Source organism: Streptomyces sp. JNUCC 63 (assembly GCF_054366325.1).
Window position 1 is genome coordinate 5,670,607 of record NZ_CM135963.1, and the last position, 17,467, is coordinate 5,688,073.

The window sequence follows — 17,467 nt, forward strand, 5'->3', positions numbered from 1 at the left end:
CCGACGCGCTCGCCACGCCCTACGGCAACTGCTTCTTCTCCGTGTAGTAGGAGTAGGCGAAGCCTCCCTCGTGCGAACCCTTGACATCGGCCGAGAAGCCGACGGATCCGCCGTTGGACATCTCCAGGCTCTGTTGGAAGACCGAGGTGCCGCACTTGTGCGTACCGGCGGCCGACTCGACGTCCTTGCCGTCGACCTCGATCCTGAGGGAAGCCGTCGCGTTTCCGGTACAGGCGAACGCGAACGTCACCCTCAGCACGTCTTTCGGCGTCCCGACCAGGGTATTACCGATGTCCGAACGCAGGATTCCGTGACCGCTCCCCAGAGCGTCTCGCCCTGTAAACGTCTGATCGAGGACGGCCTCAGCCGATTTACCGGGCTCCGGCTCCTTCGGCAAGGAGGACTTGCTCGCCGGGGAAGCGGACGTGGTGGAATCCGCCGACCCGCTGGACGTGCACGCTCCAGTGAGCATCACCGCGACCGCCAGACACAGCGACGCCGACATTCGATTTACCTTGTCACGCATCACGAGTTCTGCCGCCCGATCGACATGTCTCCCTTTCGCGGAGCCTTTACCACGATGGTCTGCGTCTTGACGTTGCAGGGCGCCGCTGTCCATGTCTTGATGGCGGTGAGTTTCCACCCGACCTGCCCGAGGACGGCCCTGTATCCCTTGCTGGTCGTGTTCGTGTCAGTGACGGTCTGCGTCCCGGTCCAGGTCCACGAATTGCTGATCTTGGTATCGACCTTCACCTTGGCCTTCTCGACGATGATGCTCGCCTCGGCCTCGTATCCCACACCGATGTCCCAGGTGAAGGTGTGACTTCCCGTCACGGTCCAGGAAACCGTCTGTCGGGGCAGGAGCCACGTCGACTGAGGCTTGTTCCTGTCCGGCAGGAAGTACGGGCTCCCCGTGACCTTGTAGGTCGGGGGATCGTTCACTTCAGGGCAGGCCGCTGCGGCTTGAGGGGCCTTGACACTGGGCTTGTCCCCCACGAAAGAGAACTCGATCTTGTCATTGACGCCGATTATTTCTCCGTTGTCGAGAACAATCTGCGCGTCGTCGGCCGGCACCGGTTCCTCATCCTCGACGGCGACACCCGTGTTGGCTGCCGCCAGCAGCACGACGGCGGTGGTCATGAGAGGAATTGCGGTGCGCAGTGCGGCGCGGCTCATTCTGCCCCGTTTCGAAAGGTCCTGGTCAGCGGTTCCGTGGTCGGCGGAACCGAGGCACACCCTGAGGCGCTTTGGCTCGCGGCCAATCACCCGGTTGTTGTGTGCGCGACATTTCTATACGTCAGCGAGTCCGTGCCGCAAGTGAGCTATTCGGAGAGGTGAGGAGGACCTCAAATCCCGCTGTCGAGGAACCGTGAGCCCGGATCTGCCCTCCGGGCACCCACGACGGCGCCGGGTGCCGCTGGACCGGCGGCAGCACTCGGCGCCATCGGCTCAACGCGAGTACCGCATCAGCGCCCGCACCATGTGGCACGTCGTGTCCGACGGCGGGTGGACGCCGATGAGTGCCGCGGTGCTGCGGATCGTCTCGTTGCGGGCCTGGTTCGGCAGGTAGACGCCCGAGTCGAGCAGGGCGATGGCGAGCCGCATCGCCTTCAGGCGGCGGTTGTGGGTGACGTACCACTCGCGCGGACGACCCGCCGGCAACGGCCGCTTCCGCACGGGCTCGTAGGGCAGGTCGAGCAGGACGGGACGCTTCGCGGTGGACTGGGTCGGCTTCGGCTTCAGTGCGGCAGCGGGCACAGGCATCCTCCTGTCGCGGTGGGAGCGTCGTGGAAAGCCCCGGCGACGCTCTCGAACACTGCTTCCAGTCTACCGCCCGGCACTGACATCCAGGGGGTCTGCAAAGGCTCTGAATGTGCAGGTGAGCAGGTTGATTGACGCCCTGTCACAGCGGCTTCACGAGATGCCTGTGAGGCGGAAGGAATTCGAACAGGCCGATCCGCCCCGACGGGCGGGAGACCTCACGGTCCTCACGGGGCCGGCGGCTGGATGTAGTCCTCCAGGCGTGCCACGGTGAAACCTTGTTCCTGTATGCGCTTGAGCAGGTTGGCGAACATCTCCGTCATCGTGGCGCCCTTGAGCTCCTTGGGCCCGCGGAAGTGGGCGAGGATGATGTCGCCGGGGCGCAGTTTCCTGTCCGCCGTCTGGTACTGCATGTCGGTGATCTGCATGGACTCCCGCCACCAGACGATCGCGCGGGGCCCGCACTCTCCCACCGCGGTCCTGGTGTCGGCGTTGTACGCGCCGTAGGGCGGGCGGAACAACAGGGGTGCGGTGCGGTACTGCTCTGTGAGGACTTTCTGGTTGCCGCACACCTCTTCCCTCTGGCGGGTCAGCGGGACGGTGTTCATCGCGGGGTGGTGCAGGGTGTGGTTCTGTATGTGGTTGCCCAGCGCCTTCAGCGGCTTGAAGTACGTGTAGTCCGACTTGATGGCGTCGTCGGTCAGGAACATGGTGATCGGTATCCGCAAGTCCCGCATCATCGCTATGAACTTCGGGTCCTTCTCCGCTCCGTCGTCGATGGTGATGAAGACGACCTTCTGTGCGGTCGGTATGTGGGAGACGACCGGGACGGCGCCGGTGGCGGAGAGCTTGACGGGCCTGTCGGCCGGGGGCCTGGGGGGTGCGGGCAGCGGTTTCAGGCCCCACCTGTGCCAGTTGGCGTCGACGCCCGGCGCGGCGGCGGGGGGAGCCGTGGGAGCGGGCCGCGGCGCGGTGGAGGCGGAGCCGGTTCCGACACTCACGCCCGGATCCCCGCCGCAACCACCGACTGCCAGGGCCAGCGCGACCGCGCCCGCCGACGATCCGTGGAACTTACGCCTGTTGTGCCGCTTCACCGTGCCGGTCTCCCTGTGGCTGCCGTGCCGTCTTCGATCCACGGGAACGGTAGCGGGCGCGTGGGAGGGGCGTTCGGCGGATACCGTGGGCATATGGAGATCTGGATCAATCCGGCCTGTTCCAAGTGCCGCAGCGCGATCGGTCTGCTCGACGCCGAGGGCGCCGACTACACCGTCCGCCGCTATCTGGAGGACGTGCCGACCGAGGACGAGATCCGGGAGGTGCTCGAACGGCTCGGGCTGGAGCCGTGGGACATCACCCGGACGCAGGAGACCGCCGCGAAGGAACTCGGAGTGAAGGAGTGGCCGCGGGACGCCGGGGCGCGTGACCGCTGGATCGCGGCGCTGGCCGAGCATCCCAAGCTGATCCAGCGGCCGATCATCACCGCCGACGACGGCACGGCGGTGGTGGCACGGACGGAGGACGCGGTGCGGGACGCTCTTGGGCGGAAGTGAGCCCACGCCGACCCGACTGTGACGCAGGTTACGTCAACCAACTCCCGCAACCGCTGAGTAACCTCGTTCGGTATCCCGTACATAGCGGCGTACGCTCCCCTACCTCTTGGAGGAGGCGCGCATGTCGCGCAGGAGAACTCTCAGCACGAAGAAGAAGGTCGCACTGCTGGTCAGCGCCGCGGTGGTGGCGGGAGGCGGGGCCTTCGCCATGGCGGCCACGTCCAACGCCGCGCAGCCGGGCAGCGCGCGCACCCTGTCCGCCGGGGACTCGACGGTCTGTCAGGGGCTCGCCACCGCCCTCGGCAACAATCAGAAGTTCATCGAGGGCCAGCGGGCCAACCCGGACGCGCAGTCCGAGGCGCGGATCGCCAACCGTGAGGCGGTCATCGAGGAGATCAAGCGCAAGCAGGCCGCGTCGGGGTGCACGGTGGGGGAGTCGGCTCAGGACTCCCAGGCCGGGCAGCAGGCGCAGAACGGCCAGCAGGCCGGCCAGCAGGCGGGTGAACAGGCCGGTCAGCAGGCCGGTGGCGGCGAGCAGGCCGGGGACGCGGGGAACGCGGGCGGTGGCGCCGCGGCGTCCGGCCAGCAGGTGTGCCAGGGCTCCACCGTCACGCTCTCGGGCGAGGGCGGTGCGCCGGCGGCGTCCAGCAACCAGTTCCCGGCGGGTACGACGCTGAAGGTCACCAACCTGGACAACAACAAGTCCACCACGGTGAAGGTCACATCCGTCTCCGGCAGCTGCGTCCTGCTCAACAACGCGGCCTTCGAGGAGGTCCGGGAACCCGGCAAGTTCCTGATCCGCCGCGCGCTGATCGAGAAGGTGGGGTGACGCCCACCCCGACAGTGGCCGGCCAGGCCACCGGACCGGCGACCTTACGGGGGGTTCGCCGGCCCGGTGGCCCGGGCGTGCCAGGAGGCCGAGGAGGCGTCCGAGCAGTGAGAGGGGGGCCCTGTCCGGACGCCGGGTCTGCTTCAATGGGGGACATGGCCGGCTTCCAGAAGTACACCGCGACGGGTCACTCCGACCTCGAGCCCTTCTGGCCTTCACGCCAGCACCACGACTTCGACCGGGTGTGTTGCCACGCGCTCAGCGCGCCGGCCCGGTAAAGCCGTACATCCCGGCCTTCGGCCAGCGCGAAACGACGTACGTCCCTCGGCGCGCCCGACCACGAACTCGCGGCCGTCGATCCTCCCGGCGAACCTCTCGCGCGAAAGAGCTGACGTCTCATGGCGACCCCCCGTTCTCTGACCACCGTCCCCTCCCCCGCCTCCGTCCGGCACAGGCTGCGCGCCGTGGACCGGGGCGAGACCCTGGACATCGCGGACCTGCTGCCGCCGGGCGCCACCTGGCTGCCGGCTCCGCAGCACGCCCTGCCCACGCTGCCGGGCCGGCCGCCGATGGTCGGCTACCTGGTGCTGGTGCCCGCCGACCAGCAGCCGCCGTTCCCACCGGTGGCCGTACCCGGCCGGCCGGAGGCCGGTGAGGCCACCGACGGGGGCGGCGACGCGCTCGTCCGCATCGACACCGTACGGCGTATCGCCGAGGTGGCCGGACGCGAACTCGACCTCACCTACCTGGAATTCGAGCTGCTCGCACACCTCGTCGCACACCCGCACCGGGTCCACACCCGCGACCACCTGGTCACCACGGTCTGGGGCTACGGCCACGTGGGCGACGGCCGCACCGTCGACGTCCACATCGCCCGCCTGCGCCGCAAGCTGGGCGCCGAGCACCGCACCGCGATCCGGACGGTACGCCGCGTGGGCTACAAGTACGCCCCGCCGGCCGGGCACTGATCCCCTCTGCCCTCGGCGGATTCGGTTCCGTCCCACGACCGCGCGGGGCACAGTCACCGGCATGAGACTTCTGATGCTGGGTGGTACGGAGTTCGTGGGACGGGCCGTCGCCGAGTCGGCCCTCCGGCGCGGCTGGGAGGTGACCGTCTTTCACCGGGGACGGCACGAACCTCCGGCCGGGGTGCGGTCGTTGCACGGCGACCGCACCGCCGCCGACGGGCTCGCCGCACTCGCCGGCGCCGGCGAGTGGGACGCCGCCGTCGACACCTGGTCGGCCGCGCCTCGCGCCGTGCGGGAGACGGCGCGGCTGCTGCGGGACCGCGCCGGCCGGTATGTGTACGTGTCGAGCCGCTCCGTCTACGCCTACCCCCCGGCGGGCGGGCTCACCGAGGAGGCGCCGCTGGTCGAGGGCGCCTCGGCCGACGCCGAGCAGACCGATTACGCGCGGGACAAGCGGGGCGGCGAACTGGCCGCCGTCGATGCCTTCGGCGCGGACCGCTCCCTGCTGGTGCGGGCCGGGCTGATCCTCGGCCCGTACGAGAACGTCGGCCGGCTGCCCTGGTGGCTGACCCGGATCGCCCGCGGCGGCCCGGTCCTGGCGCCCGGGCCGCGTGAGCTGCCTCTGCAGTACGTCGACGTGCGCGACCTCGCCGAGTGGATTCTCGGGGCGGTGGAGCGGGGGCTCGGCGGGCCGTACAACCTGGTGAGCCCGCCCGGGCACACAACGATGGGCGAGTTCCTCGAGGCGTGCGTCCGCGTCACCGGCGCGGACGCACGGCTGCACTGGACCGACCCGGAGGTCGTCCTCGGCGCCGGGATCGAGCCGTGGGTCCAGCTGCCGGTGTGGGTGCCGCCGGGCAGCGAGATGTACGACGCCCTGCACCGCGCGGACGTCTCGCGGGCGCTGGAGACGGGGCTGGTGTGCCGGCCGGTCGGCGAGACCGTGTCCGGCACCTGGACGTGGCTGCAGGACATCGGCGGCACGGCACCGCAGCGCCCGGACCGGACGTGCAAAGGGCTCGATCCGGCGCTGGAGGCGAAGGTACTCGGAACCGCCGGCCACTGACCACTGCAGGTGAGGTCGGAACAACTAGCCGTATTAAAGAGGCAGTTGAAGCGCGTTCGGCTCAAGAATCTCGCATCGATTCGTGAGTCGGCTGAACACTCCTGGGACCGCGTCCGTATGAAAGGGAGCCGCTTCACTCCTGTCGGGCGCCTCGATGCTGCCCCGCAAGGAAGTCAGAGGAGTTCCATGGGACGCAACACACGAAAACGCCGTATGCCGCTGGCCACCAAGGTCATAGCCGGGACGGCGGCCCTAGCGCTCGGTGGGGGCGGGCTGGTCTGGGCGAACTACTACGCTTCCGCGCACGAGTCGAAGAACAACGCGTGGGGCAGCCGGACGAAGGCCGCGAGCGCGCAGGTCGCGACGATCTCGTGTCCGGACATCGGCCAGAAGCTCACCGACGTGCCGCAACAGGCCCGTGGGGAGGTCGACGGCGAACTCGCCACGCTCGACCGCCAGATCACCGACGCCTACCAGCGCCTGGCGACCACACGGGACGCCCAGGCCAGGGACGCGAGTTTCGTCCAGAACTCCATTCTGGGTCCGCTGAAGGACCGGCGGAAGGCGATCATCGACCGGATCAAACTGGAGATCAACCGGGCGGGTGGCAATGCCCCCGGCGACCTGGACAACCTCGCCAACTGCACCGGCACCCCCGCGGACCAGACGACCGCGGGCGGCGGCCAGAACGGTCAGGACGGCCAGAACGGCCAGAACGGCCAGAACGGTCAGGACGGCCAGAACAACGGCGGCCAGCAGGGCGACAACAACGGCGGCCAGCAGGGCGACAACAACGGCGGCCAGCAGGGCGACAACAACGGCGGCCAGCAGGACAACAACGGCCAGCAGGGCGTCGGCGGTCAGGCCGGCAACGGCCCGGTCGCGGCGGACTTCGTCGACATCACCACGGTCCAGCCCAACGTCCCGCCGAAGCCGCGCAAGAACCGCAACGCCTCGACCGGTTCGTTCACCACGCGCTGCGGTGTGAACGCCAACGGGAACCACAACACCGACAACGTGATCGTGGCGCCCGGTGTGAAGAACGGCGCGCACCACCTGCACGACTACGTCGGCAACCAGAAGATCGACGCGTTCGCCAGCAACGACACGTTCCTGCAGGGCGGCACCAGCTGCCAGAACAAGAACGACCTGTCGTCGTACTACTGGCCGGTGGTCCGCGTCCAGGACGGCACGCAGGACTTCGACCAGAACGCGGACGGCGGCGGCAAGGAGGGCAACGTCGGCCGGATCCTGAAGCCGGTCCAGGCTCAGATCAAGTACGTGGGCAGCCCGACCGGCAAGGTCGTCGCGATGCCGCAGTTCCTGCGCATCATCACCGGTGACGCCAAGACCACGACCAACGGTCTGGCGAACGCCAACGCGCACTGGAGCTGCACCGGCTTCGAGAACAAGGTCCAGCTGACGGAGCAGTACCCGATCTGCCCGCAGGGCAGCCAGATGGTCCGTACGTTCGCCTTCCAGAGCTGCTGGGACGGGCAGAACAGCGACAGCGCCAACCACCGTACGCACGTGGACTTCGCCGACGCAGGCGGCAACTGCAAGAACGGCTTCAAGGCGATCCCGCAGCTGACGATGCGCCTGGTCTACGACGTGCCGCGGCCGACCATCGAGAACGGCGTGGTGAAGAACGCGTACGCGGTGGACGGCTTCCCGGAGCAGCTCCACAAGGCGCACACCGACCACGACGACTTCATCAACATCACGAAGAACGGTCTGGCGAACAAGATCGCCAACTGCGTCAACTCGGGCCGGAACTGCCAGTGACGCGACCGGGCCGGTGACCCACTGAAGAAGGCCGGCGGCGGGAGATCCCGCCGCCGGCCTTCGCCGTGTGCGCGCCCCGCGCGTGGGGCTCAGCCGCCGTGTGCGCCGTGGGCACTGTGGTCGGTGCCGACCTCCACCTCGCCGCCGAGGGTGCCGCGCAACGCGGTGACCACGCCGTTGTCGCCGACGGCGACCCACTTGCGGCCGACGAGGTAGAAACCGCCGTAGTCCTTGGCGTCGTTGATCCACTCGCGCTGGCCGCGGTCGGTGGAGAAGGTGGCGAGGACGAACTTGCCGGTGGCGTTGGTGCAGATCGCCTGCCGGATCGTGTCGGCGTCGGTCTGCATGTCCGGCTCGCACTTCACCTCGGCGGCCAGGCTCTCCAGGCTGCCGGTCGCCGTCGGCGGCACCTTCGCCCCGCCGCTGCCGGAGCCGCACCCCGCCAGCGCCAGCACCGCCGCGGCCCCGGCCACCGCGAGCATCGGTCGGGTCACCCTCATCTGTTCCTCCGGTCGCTTCCGGCCCCAAGTTCGCACCGGCACGCCCGACAAGCATGCCGCAGAGACCCCCGAGCGGGGGCCCACCCACCGATACGGCCGGGAGGCGTCCAGCACTCAATCCGGTGGCCCGCGACGGCACACGCGTGCGAAAGTGAGCCGGTGAACCAGGACTGGGAAGACCGTGTGTCCGCCGCCTGGGCCCGCTTCGACGACTACTCCGAGGACGAGGCCCCCGCGTTCCGGGCGGTGATCGACGCCCTCGTCGCCGAGCTGCCGGACGGCAGCCCGCTCGGCCCGTTCGAGCGGGCCTGCGCCTGGGACTCCACCGGCCGCTCGGACCGGGCCGTGCCGCTGTACCGGGAGGCGCTGGCCCGGGGGCTGAGCGGCTACCGGGGCCGCCGGGCGAAGATCCAGCTGGCCAGTTCGCTGCGGAACACCGGCGAGCCGGAGGAGGGCGTCAAGCTGCTCACGCCCGAACTGGACGCGCCGTCGGACGAGTTGGACGACGCGGTCCGGGCGTGTCTGGCCCTGTGCCTGTCCGGTCTCGGCCGCGACCGCGAGGGCCTGTCCCTCGTCCTCGGCGCCCTCGCGCCCCATCTGCCCCGGTACCAGCGGTCGATGGCGAACTACGCCCGGCTGCTGGTCGAGCCGGCGGACTGAGTCCACGGGACAGCGGTGACCAACGGGCGGTTCGCTCGTTCTGCTGGGCGTGCAGTCACAGGATGTAGCCCCGCGTCACTCGTCCTCCTCCGGGCCGGTCGTCGACGTCGAGCGGGCCGAGGCCGCGCTCGTCGAGCACTACCCGCGGCTGGTCCGGCTCGCGTATCTGGTACTGCCGCCGGGGCTCGGGCGGGGACGGCGGGTGCTGAGCGCGCACGCGCTCGTGCAGCGGGCGCTGCCGCGCGGGCGGTCGGCGTCCGGGGTCCCGGTCCGGCCGGGCGGCCGCGAGGCCGACCCGGGGTACGCCTTCGTACGGCTCCAGGTGCTGCGTACGGCGCTGGAGGCGGGCCGGCCGCTGAGGCGTACGGTGTGGCCCAAACGCGCCCAGCTGCCGCCGCTGCTGCCCGCGGTGTGGGGCCTGCGGCTGTTCCCGCGCTCGGGCGGCGCCGACGAACTCGCCCTGGACCAGCGGCTGGCGTCCCTGTCCGGACCGGCCCGCGCCGCCTATGTGCTGCGCGGCCTGGAACGGCTCCCGGACCCCGTCGTGCACGAACTGCTGACGGCCGCGGGGGTGACCGACCCCGGCGCCGCGCTGCGCCAGGCCGACCGCGTGCCCGGCCACTACGCGCTGCTGGAGTCCCCCGAGTTCGACCCCTGCTCGCTGCAGGTCCGTCCCACCGACCTGATGCGGCGCAGGCAGCACAGCAGGGCCGCGCTCGCCGGCGTCGCGGCCCTCGCCGTGTGCGGCGCCCTCGTCGCCCTGCCCCGCGGCGGCTGGGGCCCCGACGGCGCCGCCGCCCCGGTGTACGCGAAGAACCCCTCCGCCGAGGCCGCGCTCGACCCGGCCAAGCTGACGAAGGCCGCCCCCACCGCCTGGCAGACCTCCGCGCGCCTGGGCTTCTCCGTGTGGCCGGCGCGCGGCGACCGCACCGGCGACACGGCCCTGCTGCGCCGCGCACTCGCCGTCTGGGCCCGCCCCGGCGAATCCGTCCGGGTCTCGGCCACCCCCGGCACCCCCTCCGGCGGCCCCGCCGGACCACCGCAACTGCTCTACGCCGGCGACGTCGACAACGCGCACGTGGTGATCTTCTACGACGGCCTGCGCATCGCCCGCTACGCCGAGTCGAAGGGCTCCACGGCCGAGGTCGCCTTGGACTTCGCCCGCGTCGACGGCGCCACCGGCGCGGAAGCGGCCGCGATGGTGCTCGGCCGCTCCGACGGCAACGTCCGCTATCTGACGGCACCCTGGGTGACCAAGGCGGCCGAACGGGACCTGCTCAGGCCCGACTCCGAGGCCACCGACCTCGGCCTGAAGGACGGCGTCACCCGACCGCTGGCGAGCCCGGCCCAGAAGACCGGCCCCTGCACCTCGTGGAACGCGCTGCAGCTGACCGCGGACTCCGGTACGCACCTGCTGAGCGACCTGGGCGAACTGGTCCCCGCCCGCCTCACCACCGGCAACCCCACCGCCCCGCAGGAGACGTCGGACGAGTCGGGGCGCCGCGCCTGGGCGCCGTTCGCCTGCTCGCTGGGCGCCGTGCGCGCACAGGGCGTACGGTCGGTCAACGCCTGGCAGTACTCCGAGCAGCCGCTGCCCGACGACAGCGGCACGGCCGAGTGGGTGTGCACCCGCGCCGAGACCTGGCGCGGCACCGGCCCCCGGGTGCTGGCCCAGTTCCACCTCCCCGGCGGGAAGTACGGCGCGGCCGTGGCCAAGGCCGAGGACGTGTCCGCGTGCGGCGCCCGCGATCCGCACGTGCTGGCCGGGGTGCTGTGGAAGTCGGAGGCCGGCACCTGGTACCTGCTCGCGGCCGGCACCGAGGACACCGCGTCGATCAGCGCGACGGGCGGCGTCCGCGCGACCTCCGAGGGCCACCTGCTCGCCGTGCGGACCCGGCAGGGCGCCGAGGCGGACCTCACCGGGACCCTGGACGACGGCACATCCGTCGGCGTACTGCGCCAGAAGTCGCCTTCTCAGCCGTGAGCGGCCGAGCTTGTTCGCCCGGCCGCTCGCACCTCGTCGCGCTCCCGACCGCCCCCTGCGACGGGACGGCCACGGGTCGCATCCACCCAGCCCCTGGTTCAGGGCCTGGATGCGGGTGCGGTGACGAACACCCACGTCGAGCGTGCGCGGTCACGCACGTTGACCCCGGCGACGACGTCGGCGGGGCCGGCGAGATTGCAGCGCGGACAGCGCTGCGGGGGGTACGGGCCGCGTCCACCTCGATGAACGGCACCCCGGCCCGCCCGGCGCCCGGGGTCCGGCGCGTTGGCGGGCCTGCCGGCGCCGGTGGCGGAACAGGCGGCGGCCCTGGTGGTCGGTGCCGTCGGAGGCGGTGGCCGGGTTCACGATGCCCCGGTCCACCCCGATGAAGTCGACCGGCTCGAACACCTCGGGTTCCGGGACGCGCCGCAGGCGGCGACCGGAAACCACTTCCCGCCGCGCCGGACGGGATCGCTCTCGCCCCTGCGGTGCTCGACGAGGGTCCTGAGCCGGCCGGGCGAGCAGGCGAACCGGAGGTTCTTCATCCGCCCGTCCACGCCGCAGGCGCGCAGGGTCGCCTCCGGGGCCGACGCCTGCCCGGGCGTCGGCAGCAGCCTCACCTGCACCACCAGCTGCACGGCCCCGGACCGTAGGTCGACCCCCGCGCACACGGCCGCCGCTTCCTCCATGGTCACCGGTCCCGGTGAACCGCGGCGGCGGTCACAGACCGGGGGCGCCCCACACGGGGAACCAGCGGCTCAGGTCCTGTTCGATGCGCAGGTCGTTCGCGAGGGTGGCCTTCATCTGGAGTTCCAGGGCGTTGTCGCGGCGCTGTGCCTGGCCGGGGAGCGGGGCGAAGGGGTAGAAGGTTCCTCGTTTGTACAAATAGACCAGGGCCAGCCGGCGGCCGGTGTCGTCGTGGAAGCCGGCCAGGGAGCACAGCAGCTGGGGGCCGAAGCCGTTGACCTCCATCGCGCTGTTCACGGCGTGCAGGTCGTTGACCAGGTCCGGCAGCTGGTCCGGGGTGCGGCGGGAGACCAGCCAGGAGTAGCCGTAGGAGTCCTGGGAGAGTTCCACGGGCGGGCCCGAGCGGTCGGCGTCGGCGTCCAGGAGGGCCTGGACCTCGCGGTGGGTCTGCTCGAAGGCCGCGCCCTCGACCGTGGCGAAGCACACCGCGCCCTGCCCGGTCGGGGTGAAACCGGCCGCCGCCTGCAGCGTGATCGCCGCGGACGGCAGCGCGAACAGCTGGTCCAGATCGGGCGGGGCGGGTTTCGAACGGCCGAGCAGGATGTCCAGGAGCCCCATCCTCAGCCCGCCTTCCCCGGCGTCGCGGCCTCGCCCAGCTCGGCGGAGATCCGCCCCAGCTGCTCCAGCCGCTGCTCCAGGCTCGGGTGGGTGGAGAAGAGCCGGGCGATACCGGGGTCGGAGCCCAGCGCCGGCGTGAAGTAGAAGGCGTTGAAGGCCTGGGCGGTGCGCAGGTCCTCGGACGGGATCCTCGCGATGTCGCCCGTGACCTTGGTCAGCGCGGACGCCAGCGACGAGGGCCGTCCGGTCAGCAGCGCCGCCGCCCGGTCCGCGGCCAGCTCCCGGTACCTGGACAGGGCCCGGATGAGGAGGAAGCTGATCGCGTACACCGCCGCCGACACGCCCATCACCATGGCGAGCACCGCCAGGGTGTTCTGGTCCTTGCGGCCCCGCCCGCCGAGGAGCTCCGAGTAGAAGGCGAACCGTACGACCAGTCCCGCGATCACGCCGAGGAAGGAGGCGACCGTGATCACGGCGACGTCCTTGTGGGCCACGTGCGACAGCTCGTGCGCGAGTACGCCCTCCAGCTCCGAGGGCTCCAGCCGCCGTAGCAGCCCGGTCGTCACGCACACCACCGCGTTGTCGGGATTCCGTCCCGTCGCGAACGCGTTCGGCATGTCCATGTTGGATACGGCGACCACCGGCTTGGGCATGTCCGCGATGGCGCACAGCCGGTCGATCACCGCGTGCAGCTCGGGATACTCCTCCCGCTCCACCACCCGTCCGTGCATCGCGAACAGCGCGATCCGGTCGGAGAACCAGTACTGGGCGGCGAGCGCGCCCGCCGCGATCACCACGACCAGCACCCAGGACTTCAGCAGCACGATCAGTGCGGCCACGAACGCCACGTACAGCAACCCGAGCAGGAACAGCGTGACCCCCATGCGCACGGTCAGCCGTCGGTCGCTCCGGAAGCGGCTCTGCATCTTGCATCACCCCGCACAGTCAGGCACTCGTCCCGCCATCCAGTGTGCACCTGCCGGTGCCCATGGAGGGGTCCTGTGCGGCCCCAGTGGCGGCAAAGGCCGCCCGGCCTCAGCGGTAGGCGCGCGTCTGGGCGTAGCCGAGCAGCACGATCACCACGGCGACGCAGCCGAGCACCACGACGGTGGACATCCACGACGAGCGGCGCGGTGCGACCGGGTCCGGGCCGGCGCGGAACGGGACCGGGCACGGCGGGTTGTCCTTCCAGCGGGCGGCGAGCATACGGGCCCGGGCGGAGGGCTCCTTGTGCTCGGCGGCGCTCGCCCACCGGTGATCGAACTCGCGCTCCCAGTCGTCCTGCTCGGACGTCCCCGTCATCCCCGTTCACCCCTCAAGGCCGCGTGCCGCCTGTTCCCGCCCTCCGTCTCCAAGATGCCGCGCGAACGGCACACGTCTAGCCTCTTTTGGTGAGGGCCGCACTCAGCAGGCGGCAACACCTACGACCGCGTTGCCGTACCTTTCCCGCTGCGGCCGCGGCCATCTGCCTTGTGCGCGAACGCCGTACGAGGGGGTGGAAAGGAAGGTATCCCTATGAAAGCACAACGTGCGAGGCGTCTCTTCGCGATGTCCGCGGTCGGCGTTCTGATGGCCGGTGGCGCCGCCGTCGGCGCGGCAGGCACGGCCTCGGCAGCGACCCCGGCAACGACTCCGGCCCACGTCTCCACCAGTGTCGGGCATGGTGGCGGCTGCTTCTACGGCGGCTGGTGGTCCGGTTACTGCGGTGGCTTCGGCCGTGGGGGCTTCTTCCCCTACAACTACGGTTACGGCAACGGCCCGGTGGTGATCGTGATCCGCTGAGCGCGGTACGGCCGAGGGCCGCCGCCTGTGGCTCACAGGCGGCGGCCCTCAGCTTTGCGCCTCGGCGCTTGGACGTCTGCTCAGCCGTTTGCTCAGCCGTCTGCTCAGGCGTCTGCTCACACGTCGAAGTACAGCTCGATAAAACCCCTGGCCTGCACAGACGCCCGTCTGACGTGAACCGCCCCGGGTCAGGTGGAGGCTCGATTCCATGTAAGGATTGAGTCATGGCACGACCCTCCCGTTACCCGCTTGAGCTCCGCCGTCGTGCGGTGCGCATGGTCGCCGAGGTGCGCGGCGACTACCCGAACGAGACGGCGGCCCTGCAGGCGGTCGCGGACAAGCTCGGCATCGGCTCCCGCGAGACACTGCGGAACTGGCTGAAGCAGCATGAGATCGACGCGGGGACGCGGCCGGGGACGACGACGGAGGAGTCCGCCCAGCTCAAGGCGCTCAAGAAGGAGAACGCCGAACTCAAGCGGGCCAACGAGATCCTGAAGGCCGCGGCGAGTTTCTTCGCGGCCGAGCTCGACCGGCCACACACGCGCTCGTAGCCTTCATCGACGAGCACCGGGACCGCTTCGGCGGCGTCGAGCCGATCTGCAGGACGCTCACCGCACACGACTGCAAGATCGCCCCTTCCACCTACTACGCCCACAAGAAACGCCTCGAAACCCCCTCCGCCCGTTCCCTGCGCGATGCGGAGCTCAAGGAGCGGATCCAGGAGGTCTACACGTCCAACTACCGCGTCTACGGCGCCCGGAAGATCTGGCGGGAGCTGAACCGGCAGGGACATGCGGTGGCCCGCTGCACCGTCGAGCGCCTGATGCGCGAGATGGGTGTCCAGGGCGCGGTGCGCGGCAAGCGCGTCATCACCACGATCCCCGGCGGGCAGGTCGAGCGGGCCCCCGATCTGGTCGACCGCAATTTCGTCGCCGTCGCTCCGAACCGGTGCTGGGTGGCGGACTTCACCCATGTGAAGACCTGGTCCGGCACCGTCTACGTCGCGTTCGTCGTGGACACCTTCTCCCGCCGGATCGTCGGCTGGTCGGCGGCCACCGTGAAGGAGACCGTCTTCGTCCTGGACGCCCTGGAGATGGCCGTCTGGCAACGCGACCGCGACCAACAGTCTGTTCAGCCAGGCGAGTTGATCCATCACTCGGACGCCGGGTCGCAATACACATCGTTCAAGCTCGCCGAGCACCTGGACGCCGCCGGCATCGCCGCCTCCATCGGCTCAGTCGGCGACGCCTACGACAACGCCCTGATGGAGTCCACGATCGGCCTGTTCAAAACTGAGTTGATCAAGCCCCAGCGGCCCTGGAAGACGCTCTCCCAGGTGGAGTTGGCCACCGCCGAGTGGGTCGACTGGTACAACCACCGAAGACTCCACGGTGAGATAGGCCACGTTCCGCCCGTCGAGTACGAGGCCAACCACTACATGGAATCTACGAAACCCCAGGTCACAACCACAATCTGAGATCTCTACCGAACCCGGGGCGGTTCATGCCGCGTCGCACCGGGCGGTGATACGGGTCACCGTGACCGCGACGGTGACCCGCTCCGCGACACCGAGGGCGGCGAGGCGGGAGAGGACGGCGGCCCCCACCCGGTCGTGGACGCTCCGGGCGGTGTCCAGCGCCCGTTGGCCCTCGGCCAGGACGCAGCGCACCTCGATGTGCCATCCCGAACCGTCCGGCGCCCGGTCGGCGCGGATGCCTGCCTCGGGAGAGGTGCGGTGAGGCGCGGTGTCCGTCCGGGTGGGCGCGGCGGCTGCCGCGAGGCGATGGGAGAGACGGGGTTGCAGGCCCGCCACGCCGGGAACCGCGAGGGCCGCCTCGACCGCGACGCCGAGGAGCGTGCTCGTGCGGATGACGGTCATCACGCACCGCCGCCGGTCGGGAGGCCGGAACCGAGGAGCGGCTCCGGCTCCAGGACGTCGACCACGGTGATGTCGACGGCCGTCATGGCAAGGCCCAGGTCCTGTCCGGCCGAGTCGAGGACCGATCGGCGCACCTGATGAACCCGGTCGGGCAGCGGGCGGTCGAGGGCGGCGGCCAGGGTCATGGTCACCCGCACGTCGGTGCCCTCGCCCTCGGGTACGAGCCGGCAGGTCGCGGCCCTGGCACCGGAGACCGTGTCCGCGGCCCGCCGCAGCACCTTTGCCGCGGCGCTCTCGGCGATCCGCAGGTCCCGGTCCGGGTCGGCCAGGGGCAGCAGCCGCCCGAGCCGGACCTCTGCCCTGACGACGTCCATGACACGGCCGACGAGTGCGTGCAGGCCGGGAGGGTCCTCGGCGCGCAGCGCCCGGGTGGCCGCGTTCACCGTGGCCAGTCCCTCGACGGCCTCGCGGCAGTGAGGACAGGACAGAATGTGCGGATCCGCGGCCGGCGCCGCGTCGCGGGCCTGTTCCCAGACCCGGCTGAGCAGGCGGCCGCAGGGCAGCACCTCATCACCCGCGAACGGGGGGACGTCGGTGGCACCCGGCTCGGAACCGGTCCCGTCGGCTCCGAGAGGTTCGGAAGGCCGCGCGTGCGGGTCGTCTAGCGCCATGGGCCCATCGCCTCCTGCAGGGATCGGCGTGCCCTGAACAGTCTGCCCCGCACCGTCTGCTCACTGGTCCGCGTCACATGGGAGATCTCCTTGTAGGACAGGCCTTGCACCTCCCGCAGGATCCAGCAGATCCGCTGCCCGGCGTCCAGCTCGGCGAGCGCGCGGGACAGGGCGGCGGTGGCCGCGTCCTGCTCGGCGGACCGGGCGGGCTGGCTCCAGGCGTCTCCTGCCACGGGCTCGGCGACGGTGCCCAGAGGGAGGGGCGGCGGCCGGCGACGGCGCATGGTCAGGCAGCGGTTGACGGTGATCCGGTACATCCAGGTACGGAACTCCGCGCTGTGGCGGTATTCCGGCAGTCGCCGCCAGGCGCTGACGAAGGCGTCTTGGACCGCTTCCTCGGCGTCCTGGGGGTTGCCGAGCAGGCACCGGGCCAGGACAAGGAGGGGGCGACCGTGCCGCTGGACGAGAACGGCGAAGGAGTCCTCGTCCCCCTCGGCCGCCCGTACAGCCAGCAGGCCGTCCGGCAGGTCGCGTCCCATCAGGTCGCGGCCCGGCGATGGGGAAACAGCGCTTTCGATCATGGCGCCCCCCGCACAGGGTTCGGACTGTCCGTGTACCCGACGGGGCGTATGTGATGCACATCACATTCAATGCGTGTGAGGAATGCGACGCCCGATATGTCCAACCTTTCGAAGGGCGCCGCACCGGTGTCCGAGCGACCGATCGA

At 70.7% G+C, this 17,467-nt stretch carries 21 protein-coding genes; 9 read left to right on the forward strand and 12 right to left on the reverse strand.

Annotation, left to right across the window (positions count from 1 at the left end; genetic code table 11):
* Positions 1–19: 19 nt before the first annotated feature.
* The 4 genes from ACX25U_RS26015 to ACX25U_RS26030 all read right to left on the reverse strand — a co-directional run bounded on the left by ACX25U_RS26015 (position 20) and on the right by ACX25U_RS26030 (position 2,855).
* Entirely contained in the window at positions 20–259 is a 240-nt protein-coding gene (locus ACX25U_RS26015; protein WP_454383522.1) for a hypothetical protein, read from the reverse strand.
* 266 nt (positions 260–525) lie between these two features.
* Complete coding sequence (locus ACX25U_RS26020) at positions 526–1,140, reverse strand: hypothetical protein (protein WP_454383523.1); 615 nt, start codon at positions 1,138–1,140, stop codon at positions 526–528.
* Between the two features lie 309 nt (positions 1,141–1,449).
* Entirely contained in the window at positions 1,450–1,758 is a 309-nt protein-coding gene (locus ACX25U_RS26025; RefSeq protein WP_454383524.1) for a hypothetical protein, read from the reverse strand.
* A 230-nt stretch (positions 1,759–1,988) separates the two neighbouring features.
* Complete coding sequence (locus ACX25U_RS26030; RefSeq protein WP_454383525.1) at positions 1,989–2,855, reverse strand: polysaccharide deacetylase family protein; 867 nt, start codon at positions 2,853–2,855, stop codon at positions 1,989–1,991.
* Between the two features lie 93 nt (positions 2,856–2,948).
* Here ACX25U_RS26030 and ACX25U_RS26035 point away from each other — a divergent pair, with 93 nt between their 5' ends.
* The 5 genes from ACX25U_RS26035 (at position 2,949) to ACX25U_RS26055 (ending at position 7,959) form a co-directional block, all read left to right on the forward strand.
* Complete coding sequence (locus ACX25U_RS26035; RefSeq protein ID WP_454383526.1) at positions 2,949–3,311, forward strand: arsenate reductase family protein; 363 nt, start codon at positions 2,949–2,951, stop codon at positions 3,309–3,311.
* 121 nt (positions 3,312–3,432) lie between these two features.
* Complete coding sequence (locus tag ACX25U_RS26040) at positions 3,433–4,140, forward strand: hypothetical protein (RefSeq protein WP_454383527.1); 708 nt, start codon at positions 3,433–3,435, stop codon at positions 4,138–4,140.
* Positions 4,141–4,538: 398 nt separating this feature from the next.
* Complete coding sequence (locus tag ACX25U_RS26045) at positions 4,539–5,108, forward strand: winged helix-turn-helix domain-containing protein (protein ID WP_454383528.1); 570 nt, start codon at positions 4,539–4,541, stop codon at positions 5,106–5,108.
* A 61-nt stretch (positions 5,109–5,169) separates the two neighbouring features.
* Positions 5,170–6,174 (forward strand): NAD-dependent epimerase/dehydratase family protein, encoded by a 1,005-nt coding sequence (locus ACX25U_RS26050; protein ID WP_454383529.1) that lies wholly within the window; start codon positions 5,170–5,172, stop codon positions 6,172–6,174.
* 186 nt (positions 6,175–6,360) lie between these two features.
* The gene (locus ACX25U_RS26055) at positions 6,361–7,959 is read left to right on the forward strand and encodes a DUF1996 domain-containing protein (RefSeq protein WP_454383530.1); all 1,599 of its coding nucleotides are present in this window, start codon (positions 6,361–6,363) and stop codon (positions 7,957–7,959) included.
* Between the two features lie 89 nt (positions 7,960–8,048).
* On the opposite strand, the gene ACX25U_RS26060 is transcribed toward ACX25U_RS26055, so the two are convergent.
* The gene (locus ACX25U_RS26060; protein WP_454383531.1) at positions 8,049–8,459 is read right to left on the reverse strand and encodes a hypothetical protein; all 411 of its coding nucleotides are present in this window, start codon (positions 8,457–8,459) and stop codon (positions 8,049–8,051) included.
* Positions 8,460–8,618: 159 nt separating this feature from the next.
* Between ACX25U_RS26060 and ACX25U_RS26065 the strand changes: the two genes are divergently transcribed.
* A complete protein-coding gene (locus tag ACX25U_RS26065; protein ID WP_454383532.1) occupies positions 8,619–9,119 on the forward strand; it encodes a tetratricopeptide repeat protein in 501 nt (166 codons plus the stop codon).
* A gap of 49 nt (positions 9,120–9,168) precedes the next feature.
* On the forward strand, positions 9,169–11,103 hold the full coding sequence (locus ACX25U_RS26070; protein WP_454383533.1) for a hypothetical protein: 1,935 nt from the start codon (positions 9,169–9,171) through the stop codon (positions 11,101–11,103).
* A gap of 362 nt (positions 11,104–11,465) precedes the next feature.
* Here the strand turns inward: ACX25U_RS26070 and ACX25U_RS26075 are convergent, their stop codons facing one another.
* From ACX25U_RS26075 to ACX25U_RS26090, 4 genes are all read right to left on the reverse strand, one after another.
* Positions 11,466–11,798, reverse strand: a complete 333-nt coding sequence (locus ACX25U_RS26075) for a hypothetical protein (RefSeq protein ID WP_454383534.1) — start codon at positions 11,796–11,798, stop codon at positions 11,466–11,468.
* 25 nt (positions 11,799–11,823) lie between these two features.
* Positions 11,824–12,408 carry a PspA-associated protein PspAB gene (pspAB, locus tag ACX25U_RS26080; RefSeq protein WP_454383535.1) on the reverse strand — a complete coding sequence of 195 codons (585 nt, stop codon included), beginning with the start codon at positions 12,406–12,408 and terminating at the stop codon, positions 11,824–11,826.
* A gap of 2 nt (positions 12,409–12,410) precedes the next feature.
* Positions 12,411–13,334 (reverse strand): zinc metalloprotease HtpX, encoded by a 924-nt coding sequence (gene htpX, locus ACX25U_RS26085; RefSeq protein ID WP_454383536.1) that lies wholly within the window; start codon positions 13,332–13,334, stop codon positions 12,411–12,413.
* A 109-nt stretch (positions 13,335–13,443) separates the two neighbouring features.
* The gene (locus ACX25U_RS26090) at positions 13,444–13,710 is read right to left on the reverse strand and encodes an SCO2583/SCO2584 N-terminal domain-containing protein (RefSeq protein ID WP_454383538.1); all 267 of its coding nucleotides are present in this window, start codon (positions 13,708–13,710) and stop codon (positions 13,444–13,446) included.
* A 213-nt stretch (positions 13,711–13,923) separates the two neighbouring features.
* Here ACX25U_RS26090 and ACX25U_RS26095 point away from each other — a divergent pair, with 213 nt between their 5' ends.
* Positions 13,924–14,190 (forward strand): hypothetical protein, encoded by a 267-nt coding sequence (locus ACX25U_RS26095; protein WP_454383540.1) that lies wholly within the window; start codon positions 13,924–13,926, stop codon positions 14,188–14,190.
* A 224-nt stretch (positions 14,191–14,414) separates the two neighbouring features.
* Positions 14,415–15,667, forward strand: a protein-coding gene (locus tag ACX25U_RS26100) for an IS3 family transposase (RefSeq protein WP_454383541.1) whose coding sequence is annotated in 2 segments (ribosomal slippage) — positions 14,415–14,697 and positions 14,697–15,667 — 1,254 coding nt in all. Because the reading frame shifts where the segments join, the coding sequence is not laid out codon by codon here.
* A gap of 24 nt (positions 15,668–15,691) precedes the next feature.
* On the opposite strand, the gene ACX25U_RS26105 is transcribed toward ACX25U_RS26100, so the two are convergent.
* The 3 genes from ACX25U_RS26105 to ACX25U_RS26115 are packed head-to-tail and all read right to left on the reverse strand — an operon-like array spanning position 15,692 to position 17,321.
* Positions 15,692–16,069, reverse strand: coding sequence for a hypothetical protein (locus ACX25U_RS26105; protein WP_454383542.1), 378 nt, complete (start codon positions 16,067–16,069; stop codon positions 15,692–15,694).
* Entirely contained in the window at positions 16,069–16,740 is a 672-nt protein-coding gene (locus ACX25U_RS26110) for a hypothetical protein (protein ID WP_454383543.1), read from the reverse strand. Before ACX25U_RS26110 ends, ACX25U_RS26105 begins: the two co-directional genes overlap by 1 nt.
* Positions 16,731–17,321 carry an RNA polymerase sigma factor gene (locus ACX25U_RS26115; protein ID WP_454383545.1) on the reverse strand — a complete coding sequence of 197 codons (591 nt, stop codon included), beginning with the start codon at positions 17,319–17,321 and terminating at the stop codon, positions 16,731–16,733. The genes ACX25U_RS26110 and ACX25U_RS26115 overlap by 10 nt, the downstream gene beginning before the upstream one ends.
* Between the last annotated feature and the right edge of the window lie 146 nt (positions 17,322–17,467).

Coding starts and splice junctions, on each gene's coding strand:
- ACX25U_RS26020 (WP_454383523.1), bottom strand. CDS start 1,140: ATGACCACCGCCGTCGTGCTGCTGGCGGCAGCCAACACGGGTGTCGCC.
- ACX25U_RS26035 (WP_454383526.1), top strand. CDS start 2,949: ATGGAGATCTGGATCAATCCGGCCTGTTCCAAGTGCCGCAGCGCGATC.
- ACX25U_RS26040 (WP_454383527.1), top strand. CDS start 3,433: ATGTCGCGCAGGAGAACTCTCAGCACGAAGAAGAAGGTCGCACTGCTG.
- ACX25U_RS26045 (WP_454383528.1), top strand. CDS start 4,539: ATGGCGACCCCCCGTTCTCTGACCACCGTCCCCTCCCCCGCCTCCGTC.
- ACX25U_RS26050 (WP_454383529.1), top strand. CDS start 5,170: ATGAGACTTCTGATGCTGGGTGGTACGGAGTTCGTGGGACGGGCCGTC.
- ACX25U_RS26055 (WP_454383530.1), top strand. CDS start 6,361: ATGGGACGCAACACACGAAAACGCCGTATGCCGCTGGCCACCAAGGTC.
- ACX25U_RS26060 (WP_454383531.1), bottom strand. CDS start 8,459: ATGAGGGTGACCCGACCGATGCTCGCGGTGGCCGGGGCCGCGGCGGTG.
- pspAB (WP_454383535.1), bottom strand. CDS start 12,408: ATGGGGCTCCTGGACATCCTGCTCGGCCGTTCGAAACCCGCCCCGCCC.
- htpX (WP_454383536.1), bottom strand. CDS start 13,334: ATGCAGAGCCGCTTCCGGAGCGACCGACGGCTGACCGTGCGCATGGGG.
- ACX25U_RS26090 (WP_454383538.1), bottom strand. CDS start 13,710: ATGACGGGGACGTCCGAGCAGGACGACTGGGAGCGCGAGTTCGATCAC.
- ACX25U_RS26095 (WP_454383540.1), top strand. CDS start 13,924: ATGAAAGCACAACGTGCGAGGCGTCTCTTCGCGATGTCCGCGGTCGGC.
- ACX25U_RS26105 (WP_454383542.1), bottom strand. CDS start 16,069: ATGACCGTCATCCGCACGAGCACGCTCCTCGGCGTCGCGGTCGAGGCG.
- ACX25U_RS26110 (WP_454383543.1), bottom strand. CDS start 16,740: ATGGCGCTAGACGACCCGCACGCGCGGCCTTCCGAACCTCTCGGAGCC.
- ACX25U_RS26115 (WP_454383545.1), bottom strand. CDS start 17,321: ATGATCGAAAGCGCTGTTTCCCCATCGCCGGGCCGCGACCTGATGGGA.